The organism is Pseudovibrio sp. POLY-S9 (genome assembly GCF_001431305.1).
Taxonomy (GTDB): domain Bacteria; phylum Pseudomonadota; class Alphaproteobacteria; order Rhizobiales; family Stappiaceae; genus Pseudovibrio.
Map to the genome: position 1 here is coordinate 143411 of NZ_LCWX01000055.1, position 16607 is coordinate 160017.

The window sequence follows — 16607 nt, forward strand, 5'->3', positions numbered from 1 at the left end:
AAATTATTTGATTGGCTTCAAACGTGCAGTGAAGTGACGAAGCACAGGTGGCTCGTATTCAAAGTCGAAGCCTTTGATGTCCTTCGCGTTTTTTGCAACGTTGATCAAAGCATCCGCGATGTAATCCATGTGGTCATTGGTGTACACACGGCGCGGGATTGTAAGGCGCATGAGTTCCAGTGGGGACTCTTTTTGCAGGCCGGTTGCCGGATCGCGGCCAAGTAAGAATGAGCCAATTTCAACTGGGCGTACACCGGATTCCAGATAGAGCGCGTTACACAAAGCCTGCGCAGGGAACTGGTCTCCCGGGATGTGCGGAACAATCTTCTTCGCGTCTACGAACACCGCGTGACCACCGGTTGGGTACTGAATTGGCACGCCGCCTTCAACGAGACGATCGCCTAAATACTTAACCTGGCCAATACGATAGTGCAGGAAGCTCTCATCCGCACCTTCATGCATACCCCGTGCCAGCGCTTCCATGTCGCGACCAGCTAATCCCCCGTATGTTACGAAGCCTTCCATTGGGACGCAGAGGGTCTGGACGGCCTGGAACAGCTCTTTCTTCTCCCGGATGGCGCACATGCCACCGATGTTGACCAGCGGGTCTTTCTTGGCGGACATGGTGAGCATATCGCCGTAGGAGTACATTTCGCGGATGATGTCTGTGATAGACTTATCCGCGTAGCCTTCCTCACGCTGCTTGATGAAATACGCGTTTTCGCAGTAGCGGGCGGAGTCAATCACAACCGGGATGTCGTATTTCTGGCCGATCTCGTAAACTGCCCGCATGTTGGCCATGGAAACTGGCTGACCGCCGGAGCTGTTACAGGTCACTGTGGTGATGATCGCCGTGATGTTCTTCGCACCATTTTCCTTGATCGACGCTTCCAGCTTCTCAAGATCGAAGTCACCCTTCCAGTCGTAGTAAGTGGTTGTGTCATAAGCCCGTTCATCCACCACGTTGACGACTTCACCACCGTTCAGCTCTACGTGCGCGGCTGTGGTGTCGAAGTGGTAGTTGGAGATGAACACGTGCTTGTCTGCATCACGCACTTCCTTGGCGCGACGGATCAGTGCCGGGAACAGGATCTGCTCTGCACCACGCCCCTGGTGGGTTGGCACCATATATTCATAACGGAAGAAGTGATGGACAGCTTCTTTGAGGTTGTAGAAGTTGCGGGATCCGGCATAGGCTTCATCGCCCATCATCATGCCCGCCCACTGGTAGTCAGACATGGCGCCCGTGCCGGAGTCTGTCAGCAGATCGATGTAAACGTCATCACTTGCGAGCAGGAATGGGTTGTAACCTGCTTCAGCCAATGCCTTTTCGCGGTCTGCGAAAGTGGTCATCTTGATTGGCTCAACCATTTTGATGCGGAACGGCTCAGGGATACGTTTCATTGTTCTAGTCCTCACGTCATGTTTTTACTGCGCATTCTTTATCCAAATACTGGCTCCCACCTTGGGGAATACGCAGCGGCGCACGAGTTGGGTCGCTCTCCAACCATTGGGCGCGAAAGTTTTCAAGCACCTGAAATTACAGGCGGTTATCTTGGAATTTGTGTTTTGCGGCAGCAGTCACCAGATTTGAAAGTAAGACGCAGCTCACCCGTTCACTGTCAGAGACGGTGTGAGTAGTTTTGCCCGATAAAGCGCAAGGGTAGATGTAGTTTTCCCGTTGCTCCAAGTAGATTGGGCGTCAAACATTCAAATTTTTAAAGGGACTGATGGGCCTGTAGGCTTATACGCACACATTTGGGAAGTCATAGGCAAGACGAACATCTTGCGTAAACCATGCCAAACTCTTTTTATTGCGATACTGAAGAACCAGTACTGACCGGCTCATGGCCTATTCCTCATCTTTACTGCATATCATGTGATAGCAAAGGCATATGAAACCACATTTACCCATGTGTCAAGCAGCTATTCTACGCCTTTCCTACGGGGTTGCCCCTAGAGCAAGTATAAAGATCAGTATAGACTTCATGAGGCATTAACAGACGCTGTAATATTCGATGTCACACAGTAAATAATTTTGTAAATTCTTATATTCCCCTTCAAAGCAAGATTTTTTGCGGGGCTTTAAGGCAAAACCCCCTGAAGACGCCCAAGAGTGAAGCGCATAAATCAATAGCAGATACACGGGCACCGCCACGAACTCTTGATATCTCAGAGATTTCTTTCCTGTTAAATTTCACAGAGGGCAATTATTCCAAGTTATTTGCAGTGGAACCTCTCTTTGCGACACTTTTTGGCGGACACCACGTTATCCCCGTAAGAAAATTGCGCACTCTCGCACTTATCCTCCCAACCGCGTTTTTCTGCCCTGCACAGAGGCAGTTGATAACTTTTCCGCGCACCGGGCATAAACCTCTCCCAGCGCCCAAAACCAGAACGCCACCTTTCATGAAACCCGCTCAGCTATCCCATTCACATAGCAACGCGTTCGTTTGCGTTCTTTCGCGTTTCTCTGCGTTTTTTAAGGATTTCGTTGTGCGGTGCGAAGTTCACCTGAGTTTCCGGCTAATCACCAGCTGACCAACAAAACAACTCACTCATTTGCTCACCATCTACCCAACATCAAGAAATTTTTGATCAAGGAAGTATAAATCTCCTCTGGCTCTCGAACATGCAACGTAGAGCTTGTTGAGCGTCGGGCTAGGGAGGGAAGCAAGATTTCCGCCAACAAACTTCTTAAATGTTTTCTTATTGAGAACTACACAAAAATCTTCATAATGATCTAGCCCTTTGCAACGCCCCCAGTTGTTCGAATAGCAGCTGTACTTCTCGTGCTCTTGAAAGAAGAGTTTGATTTTGTCATTGCAATTAAACAGCGCCTCAGTCTGTTTCTGACAAGTCACAAGTTCAAGGCTTGTTTGGTCAGAGCGATGTGACTCAATCTTGATACCAAGGTTATCAGTAATAAAGTCCGAAACCGTGGGACTGCATCTATATGTTTTTCCGAGTGTTTTTGTATCAATCCGAAAACCGAAATGTTGGAATTGCTTGATGTAGTAATCCAAACCTTTCTTGTGCAAGTTTTCTCGAGTACGCCCATCTCGGCTCGTATCGAAGGTATGCTGGAAAAAGTCACCGACATACAAAGTCGGAATTTTTGCACGCGACAGTTCAAGGAGAAAGTTAAAGTCATTAGCAGCAAAATCTTGGACTTCATCGACATAAAAACAGTCGAAGTACTTCTCCAATCTGTCAATGACCAATGGTAATCGGCCACATCGCTCGATCATCTTGGTCATACGATTTGCATAAATGTACCGCCCACTACTCATGTAGTGTCCGAGTTTTGATTTCGGCTTTCCACCTTCATGAGGAGCAGGCGGTCTGTTCCAGTTGAACGCGTTGTCGCGAAATTTGTATGAAAGTATTGGCCGAAAGCAAAATGAGTAGAGAAATGAAAAGTATGACGAAAGCATAATATTTTCGGGAATTATGCCATCATACTTTTTTTTTAAACTTGCTTCCAAACTCCGAAGATTCTCATTCGTGTAGGTGATTATAAGACAGCGCTCGTTGTCTTTTATTGAGTTTAAAATTCGCGTAGTTTTACCAGCACCGGCAACCGCCAAAATCAGTTCATTATCCATCTAATTGCTTCGTCTATATATTTTGGTGCAACGACTTCATCTAGTTCCTGTTGAGCCAGTTCAAAAGCAACGGTGGATTTGTTTGCCAACATAAACTGCTCAACAGTTAATTTTCTGCGACCCACAGCAAACAAGCTTTCACAAAGCTCTGAATTGTCACGATAGATACATATTTCGAACGTTCTTCTACTCTCATCCTCATCAAAGAATATTTTTATATTATCATCGCCTCGATAGGCTGCGTACTTTCTCTCGCAGTTGCTTAATATAGATCCGTCATTATCTGTTATTACTGCGGTTTTAACTCCAATAAGCTTAGCCAAATCTAGATAACGCGGAAAGCTGAGGCCACCAACGGATATTACATGTAGGCCTGAACCTTCCAACCTATTGCCCATCACATTATTATATAAGGACGACATAAGAATGTACTCAGCATCTCCCTCAACCAAGATGTTTCGATCCGATAGAACAAACTCCAATAGGGAGTTGTTAGGAGCTTTCATATAGTATTCCGCTGTATCTTCTTTAAGATCAGTCAATCTTTTAGGCTCTACTCCCAACTCACCAAAGAGAATTGCTGAACGCAAATCGAGCCGCGAGCAAACTAATGAGCTATGGGTCGCAATAAAAACTTGAGACGATGTCGCTTTCTTAACTTCGCTAATCAGCTCATTCATCCTAGTATGGCTAAGATGGTTTTCTGGTTCTTCCAAAAGAACTACTTCTATGTTCGTTTTCTTTGAGAGTGCAAAGCTTGTTCTTATGAAACATTGCGAACCCACACCCAAATTCTCAATGTCTATTCCTCTCTTTGAGATCGTTAAATCGGTCTCCAAGTTCGCTTTGACATTGTTCTGAATAACAAAACTATACTCTTCGTCGATCCGTTGATTTACACATTTGAGATTATCTTCGGAGAACTGATCTTTGACCGTCCTATATCCGTACTTGAGCTCGTTTTTCTCGACTTCCGAAGTATTTGCACTATAGACAGTCTTTACATACGCCTTGGATGCAAGGTCATTGCTAATTTTTGTATTATCGATGTTAATGTGTTTAATATGCTGCCTATAGGGTGTGATAGTACCCCCACCAAATCCCTTAATCTCGACCTGGTAGTACTCATAGGGAAATGTGGAATCTTCTGATTCAATTATTTCTTGAATCTCGCTTTTTAAGTCATCACGCGGTCGGCACCTTAAGTGAATTCCATAAGCGTTTACTCTTCTTAAATTACAATGTCCTTCCAACTAGTGTCGGTTTTGCTCATTAAGATAAAGATCCACTTCCATCTCTGGAAGTTCTGAGTATTTTCGGTCTTTCTTGTCTAAAAACTCTTTTACAGCTGTTTGATTGAGTAAGCGTTCCAACCCTATTGTTTCAACACGGTTTGGAAATGCATTTAAAACAAGATCAATTGCAAGCAATACCGAGCTTTTTCCTGCATCATTATCACCTATTAAGATATTGATTTCTTTATTTAAATTATCGATCCTTAGGTCTTGAAAACCTTTAAAATTTCGAAGGTGAAGCGCTGTGATGTAATTATCAGACATAAAAGATCCGCAAATTGAGTAATTGCCAACTCATCACCTCAATTTATGAGGGTTTAAGTTGAACTTACAACCAATTTGATGAGTTTTTGCTATAAACTCTCCCAACTTACTCAGCATTTTCCATCCAACTCGATTGTAAAAGTTCTCAAGCTGAAAATCGCAACCAACTTCCTTGAAAACCTAACCAAAACAACTTTGGCGCTGAGTTGGCGTGATGTGTCCTTCCGGATGCTCGTGTTTTATTGGGTCAGTAGGGCTGCCCGTCGGTGGTGAGGGGGGTTCTCTGTTCCCTGAAGCAACGTGCCAGCCATAAAACCTTAGTTTCTTTTCAAAAGCATCGCGGCTCTGCTGGCTGTGGGAGAGGCTTTTGCATTGTCGATTGGTGTGTTTTTTGTGAGACCAGCCGACCCACTGGTTTTTGTCGGCACCTCCCAGTTCTCCTAAGAAACAGCAGGTTGGAGTTTGCCTATGGGTGGCACTGGGAAGCGCCTATCCCAAGTAATGGAGCGGTCTCATTGAAACTCAACTCACCGCGAGAACGAACGAAACACTTCGTAGAGCTGGAAGAGTTGTTTTTGGGAGTTGATGTTCATTTTGTAAAGGGCACTTCTGAGTTGTTTGCGGACGGTGTCGAGCCGGACGGAGCGGCTTTTTGAGTAGGCTTGCAGGGACTGGTTGGAGAGGACGGCACAGATCACATTTGTCTCAGCTTTTGAGAGCCGGAAGGCATCTGCCATGTTCTCCAGCACAGCACGATCTGCCTGCTCCGTAGTACCTGTCATCATGATCTTCACCGCCAGATACTGCGCGGCCTCAACAGCTCCGCCTGCCGCCTGTGGTTTTGGGTTAAACATCTGGATCAGATAGGTTATGCCGGATCGCTCATCCGTCAGCTTCAACAGTGGCAGGCCACCGTGAAGGGCGCTGACATGCGCCTCTGCCAGTTTTCTGTTGTGCTTACGCTCAGCACAGGCAAGGCCTGCTTTCTTCAGCTTCAAAAACCCGTGCTCCAGAATCTCAAGGGCCTCTGGATTGATGGAACTGATGGTATGCTGTGAAAAGACGATGAGGCCAAATGGCAGCTCTGCGGCAACGCGGTCTTGCAACGACAGCTTCATCTCAAGGCTCTTGACCCTTTGCCGATAATGCAGAGCCCGGCTGGCATGCGGTATCATGCGCTCGAACATCTTCCGTTGCAAAGGTGTGAAGCCATCTCCGGCCCTGAGGGAAGACACACCAAACCAGCCGAAGTTATCGCCCTTGGTCAGGTTCGTCCCCATAAGGTCATAAACCTCATATTTGGGGAGCAATTGGTGGACCGGGTTGGTTTTCAACCCGTGCTCCGTCGTTATCTCCGCATCGGTTATCACCTGTCCATAGGGAGATTTGTGAACCCGTTCTATTCGGTAGTCATGGGGGAAGTAGTCTGTGGTGTATTCAAGCTCGAATGCGGTATCAATCCGCGCCACATAGTTGAGACGCTCCGCAGGTTTTGCAGCATCATACGTGTAAAGATGAACGCCAGATGTTCCCAGCATGTCACTGGCCGTGGTGAGGGCGTCCTCAAACAGATCGGGGTGCTCTACAGACTCATATAACTGAGTGAGAAAGAGTTCAAAATTCTTTTCCATGCCTCTAAATGTGTAAACAGCAATGATTCCTTAAATATTCGACACAGTTACCGTAGCGTAGTGCCAATAAATATCAAACAGGATTTAGGTGGTAGATAGCTTTTGCAGAGTAACACAGGTGAAGCAGGCCTATTAATCGAACGGTCAGAACACGCCGGGTATCTGTCGGAGGGGTGCTCTTTTTCTTCTGCAAGCCCCCATTTGGGGAATGGTTGGAGACCCGCGTTTCTCTTAATCTTGTAGGTAAGCTGATCGCATTTCAAAACAAACACTGTGTTTTTCGTGGCCCCATGGCGAGATTATTTATCTCAGCTGCTGGGTCATTGAGCAGATGGTTTGAGCAAGCCGAAATGAGATCTTGCTATGTTTTAACTGTTATGGGGGGAAGAGAATATTAGAATGGATATTGCATAACTTATTGTATTTATACTTGAAATCTATATCAAGCAGAGATGAACCTTAGACTGGACTATATTCTAAGTCATTTGCTTCAAAACAGCTCGCCAAGCCTCCAGCGCGGGCTGTTTTTTTGTTGTTATGCCGAGGTTTGCCTAGGGCACACATCACGGCCAGAGCCTGGACCGATGAGCTAAAGCCGTGTGCAAGCAGGAATTGCCAACTCAATTCAGACAATCAGATACCCCAATATTTTATCGGTTCCATTGACTTTTCGTTCGCTCTGAAACCACTGCGATAGTTGGCTTACCTGCGGGATACTCCAAAATAGCGGTGTTCTCCCGGTGCGAAACGGAGCCTATGGATGCCCAAAAACAACCCTGAAACGGACAACACTGCCGGTGATCAGAAAGCATAGGAGTGGATCCATTCTGTCTCTGAAATTCTTCGTATCAACATGGATGGTGTGCAGGGCACCACGGTTGAAGAGCCCAGCCCGCAAGGCGTTCCCAATGAAGAGCCGACAGAGCACGTTGACGGCCCGGCCGGGAACCATATGCCGCCAGAGCCCCAAATCCCGGATCTGTCGCCGGAAATCAAAAAAGTCCGTGTCAAGTTTGAGGCCTACAAGAAGCGCCGGAATATCTTCAAGGATGTCCGTGATCTAGAAATCTTCGACAATTACGTAAAGAAAACAGCGGGTCTTTTGGACAAAGCGACTGATCTGAACAAGCTGCAGAATGTCGATGCAGCAGAGGATGTGTTGGACAATGCAAACCTCACTCTGCAGGAGATCGAGGAGACTTATGCCCGCGGTGTTGATTCCGCTTGTGTCCTGCTGCACCGCAAGCAGGAACTGGCAGATATCAGAGCCCGTTTGAAGTTCCTTGCAAGTTTTGACCTGGAGGGCTTCTCACAGGGCCGTCAGGAGGAGGCTCCTCGACTGGCCGGGCTCATCAAAACCAATGCAGATAAAGCAGAGGCACAGCTGAAAGCTGGCGAAATCAAAGACAGCCGGGATACCTTTCTAGCATTGCAAACCTATCTGGAAATGCTGGAGTTGACGCTTAAGGAAGTACCGTCAAAGGAAACCCAAAAACCGCGCAAGGAAACTTCCGTACGGGCTTATACCGGCGGTAACTCAGTGGCTGCGGCTCAGGAAGTACTCACTGAACTGAATAAATTATATGAAGAGCAGCGCAAGATCCCATTCACGGATAGAGAAGAGTACGCACGGAGCAGGGAGAAGATATCGGCCCAAAGAGAGTTGCTCAAAAACCCCGATCACCGGATCAATAATGCTGACCGAGATGGCATCTTTACCCAGTTTGAGCCTCTGGGTGAGGATGGCAGGCCCGTACTTGATAGCGGGGAATACGAGAAAGCCGGAAATAAGATCCATTTGAGTGTCCAGATGGATCAACTGGCACAAGCTGGAAACATCCTGACGCCACTTTTGCTCTCACCGGATAACCCCTTCCTTTCGTTCAAAGTCACCAATATGGACGGAGCGGAGGCAGCGATTAAAGATGATCAGGAGAAGTATTCCGCTGACACGCCTGAGGCCAAAGCAAAAATAGCAGAGCAAAAGGCATATTTTGATCGTATCACCCAAGGTGCGCAGATCACGCTTTATCCTTATGCTAAGGACACCAACTATCCTGATGGCGCTGAGGACTTTGGTTTTTTCCTGAAACTGCTGGAACAGGAACTGGCAGCCGCTGGAATTCAACCGGGCAAGAACCCGGATTCCGATGCCGGTCTCGAAGGCCTAAGCTTTGCAACCTTCCGCAATGAAGAAGGCTCGCGCGGTGTTGGTGTGGACGACGAAGACCAGCTCGAAGAGAACCGAAAGATGCTGAGGAGCAAGCCGTTTTATCAGGCTCTCACCAACAAGGATTACAAACCAGAGGCCCCTGAAAAGAGCCCAGCCTCTCAGCAGGAAGAGGCTGAGAGCAAAAAGAGTGCCCGATAGGGTAAGCCGCCCCGGTTAATCGTAATCGGCTCATCGGGGGTGATCGAGCAATACGATCCGGCCAGTGCTGCATGAACTCTGCGCAGTCTCTCTTCCCAGTCATCAAAGGGGAGAAGCCCCGCGACGAGCACTTTGCGCTCCGGATCACTTGTTAGCTCTCGCAACAGCCCGAAATGACGCTGATCACTGCCCAGTACTCTGACATGCGCTTGATCGCCAAGTGCGTAAGCAATCTTAGCGCCGTCAATCCAGTTCAGCGTATAAATCAGTCTGGGCTCATCCTCCTGCAAGAAACCGCGGCGGTGGAGAGCCTCCCTCACATCAAACCAGTCCATTGCGCGGATGGTATCATCCCAACGGGCAGCAGACGCCAGCGAACGTGTCAGAACTCCCGTTTTAAAATGCAGTCCGCCCAGCACCACGACAGTGAAGATCACCCCTGCGGATGCCGCAAACGCACGTTTTGCGGTCGCTGCACCAGTTGGTTTGAGGCTGGCGAACCAACTCCCCAAGAGAGGGAAGAGGAACAGATATCCAGCCATAGGCCAGTGGGGAAGCGTGTTTCTGGAAAGCAAAGCCACCGCGTTGAAAACCACGATCGGAACAATCGCAAGGCACAGGAGATATCGATCGGCTCTTGTTTTCTCAGCTGACCTGAAGTGCCTCAGCAGGAGCCATAGGAACACAATCAGCGTAACCGGTTGAAGATAGGCCAGTTGTCCCAACAGCATGCGTCCAGAATTGATGAGATGCACCACAGGTTCAAAATCACTGGAAGAGACTGAACGTGAGAGCTGAAACCCGAAGGACTGCCAGCCGTTCACTGCATTCCAATAGATAACCGGGCTGAAGACCAGCAGCGCGATCGTGACGGCAATGTATAGGCCTGCGCTACGGAGCAGGGGCCGTGTTGTTCTGTTGGAGAGCAGGAAAAGCAAGACACCAAGCCCGCTCAAAACCGCCATGTATTTTGAAAGCAGCGCCAACCCGAATGCCAGTCCGGCAATTCCCCAACGCATCTTGCTTATGTGCGTTGTATTCGGATCCGAGAGCGGAGCCAGAAGACTGGCCGCAACCAACAAGAAGAGCATCATGGGCCCATCTGGTACAATCCAGCTTCCAGCCGACAGAAGAAAAAACGGGGAGATGGAGAACCATGCAATCGCCCATGCCCCCGCCTTCGCACCGTAAAAGCGGGCGGTGAGCTGGTACAACAGCAGGGTGGAGACAACCGACATGGCGATAAAGGGCGTGCGGAGCACAAAGCCTGCCTCAGAGCCTGTCAGCCAAGCTGTCACATGGACAATCCAGAAGGTCAGCGGAGGATGGTCAAAATAGCTGAGAGACGGATGTCGGGCCATGACAACCATGTAGCTTTCATCAACGCCCAGACCCAACATGGCAGCCCCGTAAAATCGGGCGAGCACTGCAGAAAAAATTATAATGAAAACAACAATGGCAACACGGGCTGGTGTGATGGTTCTGTCAATCATCAGCTGCCTCATGATCAGGTTACATCGCTTGTTCTTAGGATGGGGAACAGAGGATCGGGCACAGTCAGGTCAACCGGAATGCCAACAGGCAGTCTCACGGCAACTCAACAACACTCAGACAATCTCTCCACCTCCAATGCCCTTCAACCTTGCGAGCCTGAAACTAACCTGAAGAGTATGTCGTATTTTTATCAGTGCAGAGATGAAGTGTGGCGCAACGGCAGGCAACCGCACACAAAAAAGCCCGCGAAACTATGGCTTCGCGGGCTTGTTGTTAAGTCGGCTTAAGCTCAGGCAGCTGCGAGTTTTTCGCTGCGCAGTTTATCAAGAGCTGCTTCGGTGACTTTAAAGCGTGGGCCATAAGCTGCTGCCAGCTCGTCAGCGCGTTTCTTGAAGGCCTCAAGGCCGATACCGTGGATGAATTGGAGAGCACCGCCAGTGTGTGCCGGGAAGCCAATGGCGAAGATGGAGCCGATATTGGCTTCCACCTCTGTGCGCAACACGCCTTCATCCAGACAGCGCAGGGTCTCAATGGCCTGACGGTACATCATGCGATCTTCCGCATCCTGCATGGAAACGTTCAGATCACGCTCTTTGAACTGGGAAAGACCATCCCACAACTTCTTGGAACCATCGCCAGCGTACTCGTAGAAACCGCCGCCGTAGTGACGACCACCACGGCCCATGTTCACCATGGACTGGCCAACCTTTACGTTGGAACTATCATCTGCCGGGAACCCGTTTTCAACGCCGAGGCGTTTGTCCAGCGCGATGTGGGTCTCATGGATCTTCTTGGTGAGAACCATGGAGACTTCATCATGCACGGCCAGCGGACCAACCGGCATGCCGATTTTCCACGCAGCACGCTCAATAGCAACCGGGCTCATGCCATCACGCATCAGAGCCAGACCTTCATCCAGATAAGTGCCGAACACACGGCTGGTGAAGAAGCCACGCTTGTCGTTGACCACGATTGGCAAGTAGCCGATCTGCTGCACATAATCATAGGCTTTACGCAGGGTATCAATGCTGGTTTTATCGCCAACAATGATCTCTACGATCTTCATTTTATCAACCGGCGAGAAGAAGTGCAGGCCGATAAAACGGGTCGGATCAGGACAGCTTTCCGCCAGAATGGAGATCGGCAGGGTCGAGGTGTTCGAGCCATAGATACCGGCATCAGAAAGCTGCTTGTAAGTTTCAGGGATAACCTTCTCTTTCAAAGAGATATCCTCAAAGACCGCCTCGATGATGATGTCGGTGCCTGCAAAGGTGTCATCGCTGTCGGTCGGAGTGATACAGCCAAGAAGGGCTTCCTTCTTCGCCTCATCCATGCGGCCCCGTTTGATGGCCTTGTCTGCCAGTTTTACGGAGTAACCTTTGCCTTTTTCAGCATTCTCCAGGCTCATGTCTTTGAGTGTGGTTGGCAGACCACGGCTTGCATGTGCCCATGCGATGCCGGAGCCCATCATGCCAGCGCCGAGGATTGCTGAGCTGCCTGCCTTCCAGGCATCCCCTTGCGGGCGAACCTTGCCGGACTTAATGGCCTGCATGCCGAAGAAGAACGTGGTGATCGCTGCACGGGCCTCAGTAGAGCGCAGCAGAGCAGCAAAGCCACGGCTTTCATTGCGCAGCGCGCTGTCAAAGCCCATGCGCATGGAATTGACGGCAATATCCATCACCTTTTCAGGTGCGGGCATCAGACCGCGGGTTTTGTTGTAAAGCATGGTTGGTGCCATCGCGGCCACCATGCGCACATTGGCGCTTTCCGCATTGCCACCTGGATAGCGGAAGTCTTTTTGATCCCATGGCTGAACAGCAGCCTCAGGGTTGGCTTTGATCCATGCCTTTGCAGCTGGGATCAGCTTTTCTGGCATATCAACCAACTCGTCCACCAAACCGGCTTTCAGCGCTTTTTCCTGACGCAGCTGCTTGCCTTCTGCCAGCAATGGCAAGGCTGCTTCCAGTCCCAGCTTTGCGGTGAGGCGGACAACGCCGCCAGCACCCGGCAACAGACCGAGTGTCGCCTCTGGCAGGCCAACAACGGCCTTTGGAGAGTTGAGCAAAATGCGGTGGTTACAGGCGAGGCAAATCTCGAAGCCCCCACCAAGCGCGGCACCGTTGATGGCGGCAACCACTGGCACTGGCAGCTTTTCCAGCTGGCGCAGCGGGGCTTTCATCTCTTCCACGTAGGCGAAGATGTCTTCCGGGTCCATACTGCCGTGGAGCATCTCTTCCAGATCACCACCTGCAAAGAAGGTCTTTTTGGCAGAGGCGATGATAACACCGGAAAGGCCCTCTTCAGCAGACAGCTTGGCCATCAGCTCTTTCATGCCTTCAAACCAGGCACGGGTCATGGTGTTTGCGGACTTGCCAGCTGAGTCAAACGTGATTGTAACAATGCCGCTGGCGTCTTTTTCGTAAGTGTATTCAGACATGGTCTTCCCCGTTATACGCGCTCAACGATGGACGCGATGCCCATGCCGCCACCAACACACATGGTGATCAAGGCACGCTTCTGGTTCCGACGTTCCAGCTCATCAATCATGGTGGACACCAGCATGCCGCCGGTTGCGCCCAGTGGGTGACCCATGGCAATCGCCCCGCCAACCACGTTCAGCTTCTCGTCCGGTACGTTGAGGTCCTTCTGCAGACGCATCATGACAGAGGCAAAAGCCTCATTGATCTCAACCAGATCGATATCGTCGATGGTCAGACCAGCCTTGGCGAGTGCCTTCTTGGAAGCTGGTCCCGGTCCAGTGAGCATGATGGTTGGGTCAGATGCCGTCACAGCAACTGACAGCACGCGAGCGCGGGGTGTCAGGCCCATGTCCTTACCGGCCTGTTCGCTGCCGAGCAGGATCAAGGACGCTCCATCCACGATGCCGGAGGAGTTGCCTGGAGTGTGGACGTGGTTGATTTTTTCAACTTCCGGATAGCGCGCCAGAGCAACAGCATCAAAGCCCATGGCCCCGTGCTTTTCAAAGCTTGCACGCAGGGAGCCGAGGGTCTGCATGTCTGTTTTCGGCTTGATGAAGTCGTCTTTTTCTAAAACGATGATGCCGTTCTCGTCTTTGACCGGCACAACGGATTTGTCGAACCAACCGTTATCGCGTGCGTGCGCTGCCCGCTGCTGGCTGGCAACGGCTGCTGCATCCACATCATCACGGCTCCAGCCCTCAATAGTGGCGATCAGGTCCGCACCAATGCCCTGCGGCACGAAGCCAGTAGCGAGCACGGTTTCAGGGTCTTCGCTGAACGGTCCACCATCAGTCCCCATGGGCACGCGGCTCATGCTTTCATATCCGCCTGCGCAGATCATATCTTCCCAGCCGGATGCAATACGCGCTGCAGCGGTGTTGAAGGTATCCAAGCCAGAGGCGCAGAAACGGTTGACTTGAGCGCCAGCTACGGTCTGATCCCAGCCCGCTTTCTGCAGAGCAATTTTTGGCAGAACAGCGCCCTGTTCGCGTACCGGGGTTACGCAGCCCATCACAACATCATCCACCCGGGAGGTGTCGAGGTCGTGTCGGCCCTGCATCTCGGAGAGCAGGGTGGTCACCAGATTGATTGGTTTGACTTCGTTGAGGGATCCATCCGGCTTTCCTTTGGAACGCGGAGTGCGGATCGCATCATAAACGTATGCTGTCGTCGCCATGTGTTTCTACCGTGTCTTGTGATCTTCAAACAGATTAAGGACCGGGGCAACCAGGTCGCCCCGATTGAACTCATGCAATTTCGCGGTTTTGATCTTCCCAGAACGGTTCGCGAAGTTTGTTCTTCAAAACTTTGTTCATGGCAGAGAGTGGTAGCTCCTCTACCAACGACATGGAGCGCGGGCATTTATAGCCAGCAATGCGCTCTTTTGTGTGGGCGCGGATCTCTTCAAAAGTCGGGGTCTTGCCTTCCTTTGGTACAATCACCGCATGAACCGCCTCACCATAGGTCTCGTCAGGAATACCGATCACTGCCACCATGGACACATCCGGGTGCGTGGAGATCGCGCTTTCCACCTCGGCGGTGTACACGTTCTCTGCACCTGTAATGATCATGTCCTTGAGCCGGTCTTTCAGCGAGAGGATACCCATCTCATCCACCATGCCGACGTCACCTGTGCGGTAACCGCCATTGCGCAGCACGGCTGCTGTCTGGCCCGGAGCGTTGTAATAGCGCTTCATGACAGCTGGAGAATACAGCACCACCTCACCAATTGTGTTGGTTGGCAGTTCATTGCCATCCTCATCTTCAATGCACAGTTGGATGAGCGGCGAGGCTGCCTGCCCCGCGGCACCAAAGCGCATGAGTTCGCCTTCGTGAAATTGCCTTGCAAGGAACGTCGCCGCCCCAGCTTCTGTCATGCCGTAAACCTGCATGAGATCGGTCTTTGGGAATTTCTCCTGAATCAGCTTCAGCAGGGCCTCAGAAATTGGCGAGGCGCCGTAATAAAGCTGTGACACACGCAAGAAGTCTTCAGAGTTAAACTCCGGAGCGTGCATCAGCATCTGGAACATGGCCGGTGCCATGAGGAAGGACGAGACGTCGAAGTTCTTAACCGCAGCCACCACAATATCCGGACGGAACATCGGCACGATCAGCGACGGCTTGTTCTGGATGAGGCGAGCCAGCAGCAGGCCATAACCAGAAAGATGGAACAGCGGCATGACCAGAAGCGCAGGCCGGTCATGGTAAGGAACGCCGTTGGCAGCAACAATGTTGGCACTGGCGAGCATGGAACTATGGGTGTGAACGACGCCTTTCGGGAATCCGGTGGTGCCGCCGGTGTAGCTCATGAAACACTCAGTCTCGACATCACGGCTCAACTCCAGCGCAATCGGCTCACTCAGGCAGTCTGCATAGGCTTTGGTGCCTTCAGGCTGCTCTTTCTCTCCCACATGGATGAAATGCTTCAGGCTATCCGCACGCTCTTTGATGGCCGCCACCATAGGCGAGAACGTGTCGTCATAAACGATGGCCTCCATGCTGGAGTGGCCGATCGCATAAAGCATCTCTTCCGCAGACCAGCGGATGTTGAGCGGAACGGAGATCATGCCCGCAATCATGGTGCCAATCATCGCTTCCACATACTCAGCGGAGTTGAGACTGAGAATGGCAACGCGGGCGCCCGGCTCAAGGCCAAGGTCTTGCAGGCCCTTTGCAAACTGGCGAGTGCGCTTCGCGAACTGCGGATTGCTGAAGGCGCGGCCACCCAGGTCTTTAAACACTGGAATGCCGGTGTCCACCTTCTGCAGATGGTTCACGAGCATATCAAAATTCATGGCACCTGCCGGTACCCCAGTATGTGTTCCAACCATAATCCCCTCCCAAGTCATAGGTTGAACAGCGCAGATGCGCGCTGTGCGTTTTAAAATGTGACGCCTGTTCTCCTTGTGGTGCGCTGGTTTTGGCGCTTATTGTTTTTCAGGCAATGATGGTATCAGTGAATACGCTGCCGGTTTCAGCAGCGTGATATCGAGGCTTGGATGCAGTTTTTGCTGCAACGCGACCCCAAGCAAATAACTTCCGATGGAAACGGCCTGAATGGCTGAATCCAGATCCTGCGGGAAGACGCCTTCCGCTTTGCCGCGCTCCAGATAAGAGACAAGCAGCCGCTTTACGAACTCGTGCGCGCGTTTCACCGCATCTCCTAAAAGAGCATAATCTGTAACGCTGCCCGCCATCAGTGCGAAATAGGCCTGATAGCTGGGCTTGTTCTGCAAATCCTCGAAGTGAATGTCGATATACTGCCGGATCGCCTCCCTCGCGTTTGTCTCCGGCGGAATCTGCCGGGTAACGTGTGCCTCGGTCTCGCTCACCATGCGGTCGATCAGCTTGACGAACATCTCGTCTTTTTTGCCAAGCCGTTGAATGGTGAGACCGCGGCTGTAGCCCGCTTTCAGGCCGATGCTCTCACAGGTCGCCATCTGAACACCTTCCGCGTTGATGAT

General features: G+C 50.8%; 11 protein-coding genes. 1 reads left to right on the forward strand and 10 read right to left on the reverse strand.

Annotation, left to right across the window (positions count from 1 at the left end; translation table 11 throughout):
• Positions 1-3: 3 nt before the first annotated feature.
• The 5 genes from PPL9_RS03895 to PPL9_RS03915 all read right to left on the reverse strand — a co-directional run bounded on the left by PPL9_RS03895 (position 4) and on the right by PPL9_RS03915 (position 6798).
• On the reverse strand, positions 4-1404 hold the full coding sequence (locus PPL9_RS03895) for a tryptophanase (protein ID WP_057461422.1): 1401 nt from the start codon (positions 1402-1404) through the stop codon (positions 4-6).
• Positions 1405-2573: 1169 nt separating this feature from the next.
• Complete coding sequence (locus tag PPL9_RS03900) at positions 2574-3608, reverse strand: hypothetical protein (protein WP_057461423.1); 1035 nt, start codon at positions 3606-3608, stop codon at positions 2574-2576.
• Positions 3593-4861, reverse strand: coding sequence for a TOPRIM nucleotidyl transferase/hydrolase domain-containing protein (locus tag PPL9_RS03905; RefSeq protein ID WP_057461424.1), 1269 nt, complete (start codon positions 4859-4861; stop codon positions 3593-3595). The genes PPL9_RS03900 and PPL9_RS03905 overlap by 16 nt, the downstream gene beginning before the upstream one ends.
• Complete coding sequence (locus PPL9_RS03910) at positions 4862-5167, reverse strand: AAA family ATPase (RefSeq protein ID WP_057461425.1); 306 nt, start codon at positions 5165-5167, stop codon at positions 4862-4864.
• 527 nt (positions 5168-5694) lie between these two features.
• Positions 5695-6798, reverse strand: a complete 1104-nt coding sequence (locus tag PPL9_RS03915; RefSeq protein ID WP_057461426.1) for a hypothetical protein — start codon at positions 6796-6798, stop codon at positions 5695-5697.
• 853 nt (positions 6799-7651) lie between these two features.
• Here PPL9_RS03915 and PPL9_RS03920 point away from each other — a divergent pair.
• Positions 7652-9169: a hypothetical protein gene (locus tag PPL9_RS03920; protein WP_208989143.1), complete on the forward strand. Its 1518-nt coding sequence runs from the start codon at positions 7652-7654 to the stop codon at positions 9167-9169.
• Here the strand turns inward: PPL9_RS03920 and PPL9_RS03925 are convergent.
• From PPL9_RS03925 to PPL9_RS03945, 5 genes are all read right to left on the reverse strand, one after another.
• On the reverse strand, positions 9130-10662 hold the full coding sequence (locus PPL9_RS03925) for a glycosyltransferase family 39 protein (RefSeq protein WP_057461427.1): 1533 nt from the start codon (positions 10660-10662) through the stop codon (positions 9130-9132). The two genes, PPL9_RS03920 and PPL9_RS03925, sit on opposite strands and share 40 nt — an antisense overlap.
• 290 nt (positions 10663-10952) lie before the next feature.
• The gene (locus tag PPL9_RS03930; RefSeq protein ID WP_057461428.1) at positions 10953-13100 is read right to left on the reverse strand and encodes a 3-hydroxyacyl-CoA dehydrogenase NAD-binding domain-containing protein; all 2148 of its coding nucleotides are present in this window, start codon (positions 13098-13100) and stop codon (positions 10953-10955) included.
• 11 nt (positions 13101-13111) lie between these two features.
• Complete coding sequence (locus tag PPL9_RS03935) at positions 13112-14320, reverse strand: acetyl-CoA C-acetyltransferase (RefSeq protein ID WP_057461429.1); 1209 nt, start codon at positions 14318-14320, stop codon at positions 13112-13114.
• Positions 14321-14390: 70 nt separating this feature from the next.
• Complete coding sequence (locus tag PPL9_RS03940; protein WP_057461430.1) at positions 14391-15974, reverse strand: AMP-binding protein; 1584 nt, start codon at positions 15972-15974, stop codon at positions 14391-14393.
• A gap of 96 nt (positions 15975-16070) precedes the next feature.
• Positions 16071-16583, reverse strand: coding sequence for a TetR/AcrR family transcriptional regulator (locus PPL9_RS03945; protein ID WP_208989144.1), 513 nt, complete (start codon positions 16581-16583; stop codon positions 16071-16073).
• Between the last annotated feature and the right edge of the window lie 24 nt (positions 16584-16607).

Excerpts from the sequence above, each read along its gene's own strand:
- PPL9_RS03910 (WP_057461425.1), bottom strand. The coding sequence starts at position 5,167 with ATGTCTGATAATTACATCACAGCGCTTCACCTTCGAAATTTTAAAGGT.
- PPL9_RS03930 (WP_057461428.1), bottom strand. The coding sequence starts at position 13,100 with ATGTCTGAATACACTTACGAAAAAGACGCCAGCGGCATTGTTACAATC.
- PPL9_RS03915 (WP_057461426.1), bottom strand. The coding sequence starts at position 6,798 with ATGGAAAAGAATTTTGAACTCTTTCTCACTCAGTTATATGAGTCTGTA.
- PPL9_RS03900 (WP_057461423.1), bottom strand. The coding sequence starts at position 3,608 with ATGGATAATGAACTGATTTTGGCGGTTGCCGGTGCTGGTAAAACTACG.
- PPL9_RS03940 (WP_057461430.1), bottom strand. The coding sequence starts at position 15,974 with ATGGTTGGAACACATACTGGGGTACCGGCAGGTGCCATGAATTTTGAT.
- PPL9_RS03925 (WP_057461427.1), bottom strand. The coding sequence starts at position 10,662 with ATGATTGACAGAACCATCACACCAGCCCGTGTTGCCATTGTTGTTTTC.
- PPL9_RS03920 (WP_208989143.1), top strand. The coding sequence starts at position 7,652 with ATGGATGGTGTGCAGGGCACCACGGTTGAAGAGCCCAGCCCGCAAGGC.
- PPL9_RS03935 (WP_057461429.1), bottom strand. The coding sequence starts at position 14,320 with ATGGCGACGACAGCATACGTTTATGATGCGATCCGCACTCCGCGTTCC.
- PPL9_RS03895 (WP_057461422.1), bottom strand. The coding sequence starts at position 1,404 with ATGAAACGTATCCCTGAGCCGTTCCGCATCAAAATGGTTGAGCCAATC.
- PPL9_RS03945 (WP_208989144.1), bottom strand. The coding sequence starts at position 16,583 with ATGGCGACCTGTGAGAGCATCGGCCTGAAAGCGGGCTACAGCCGCGGT.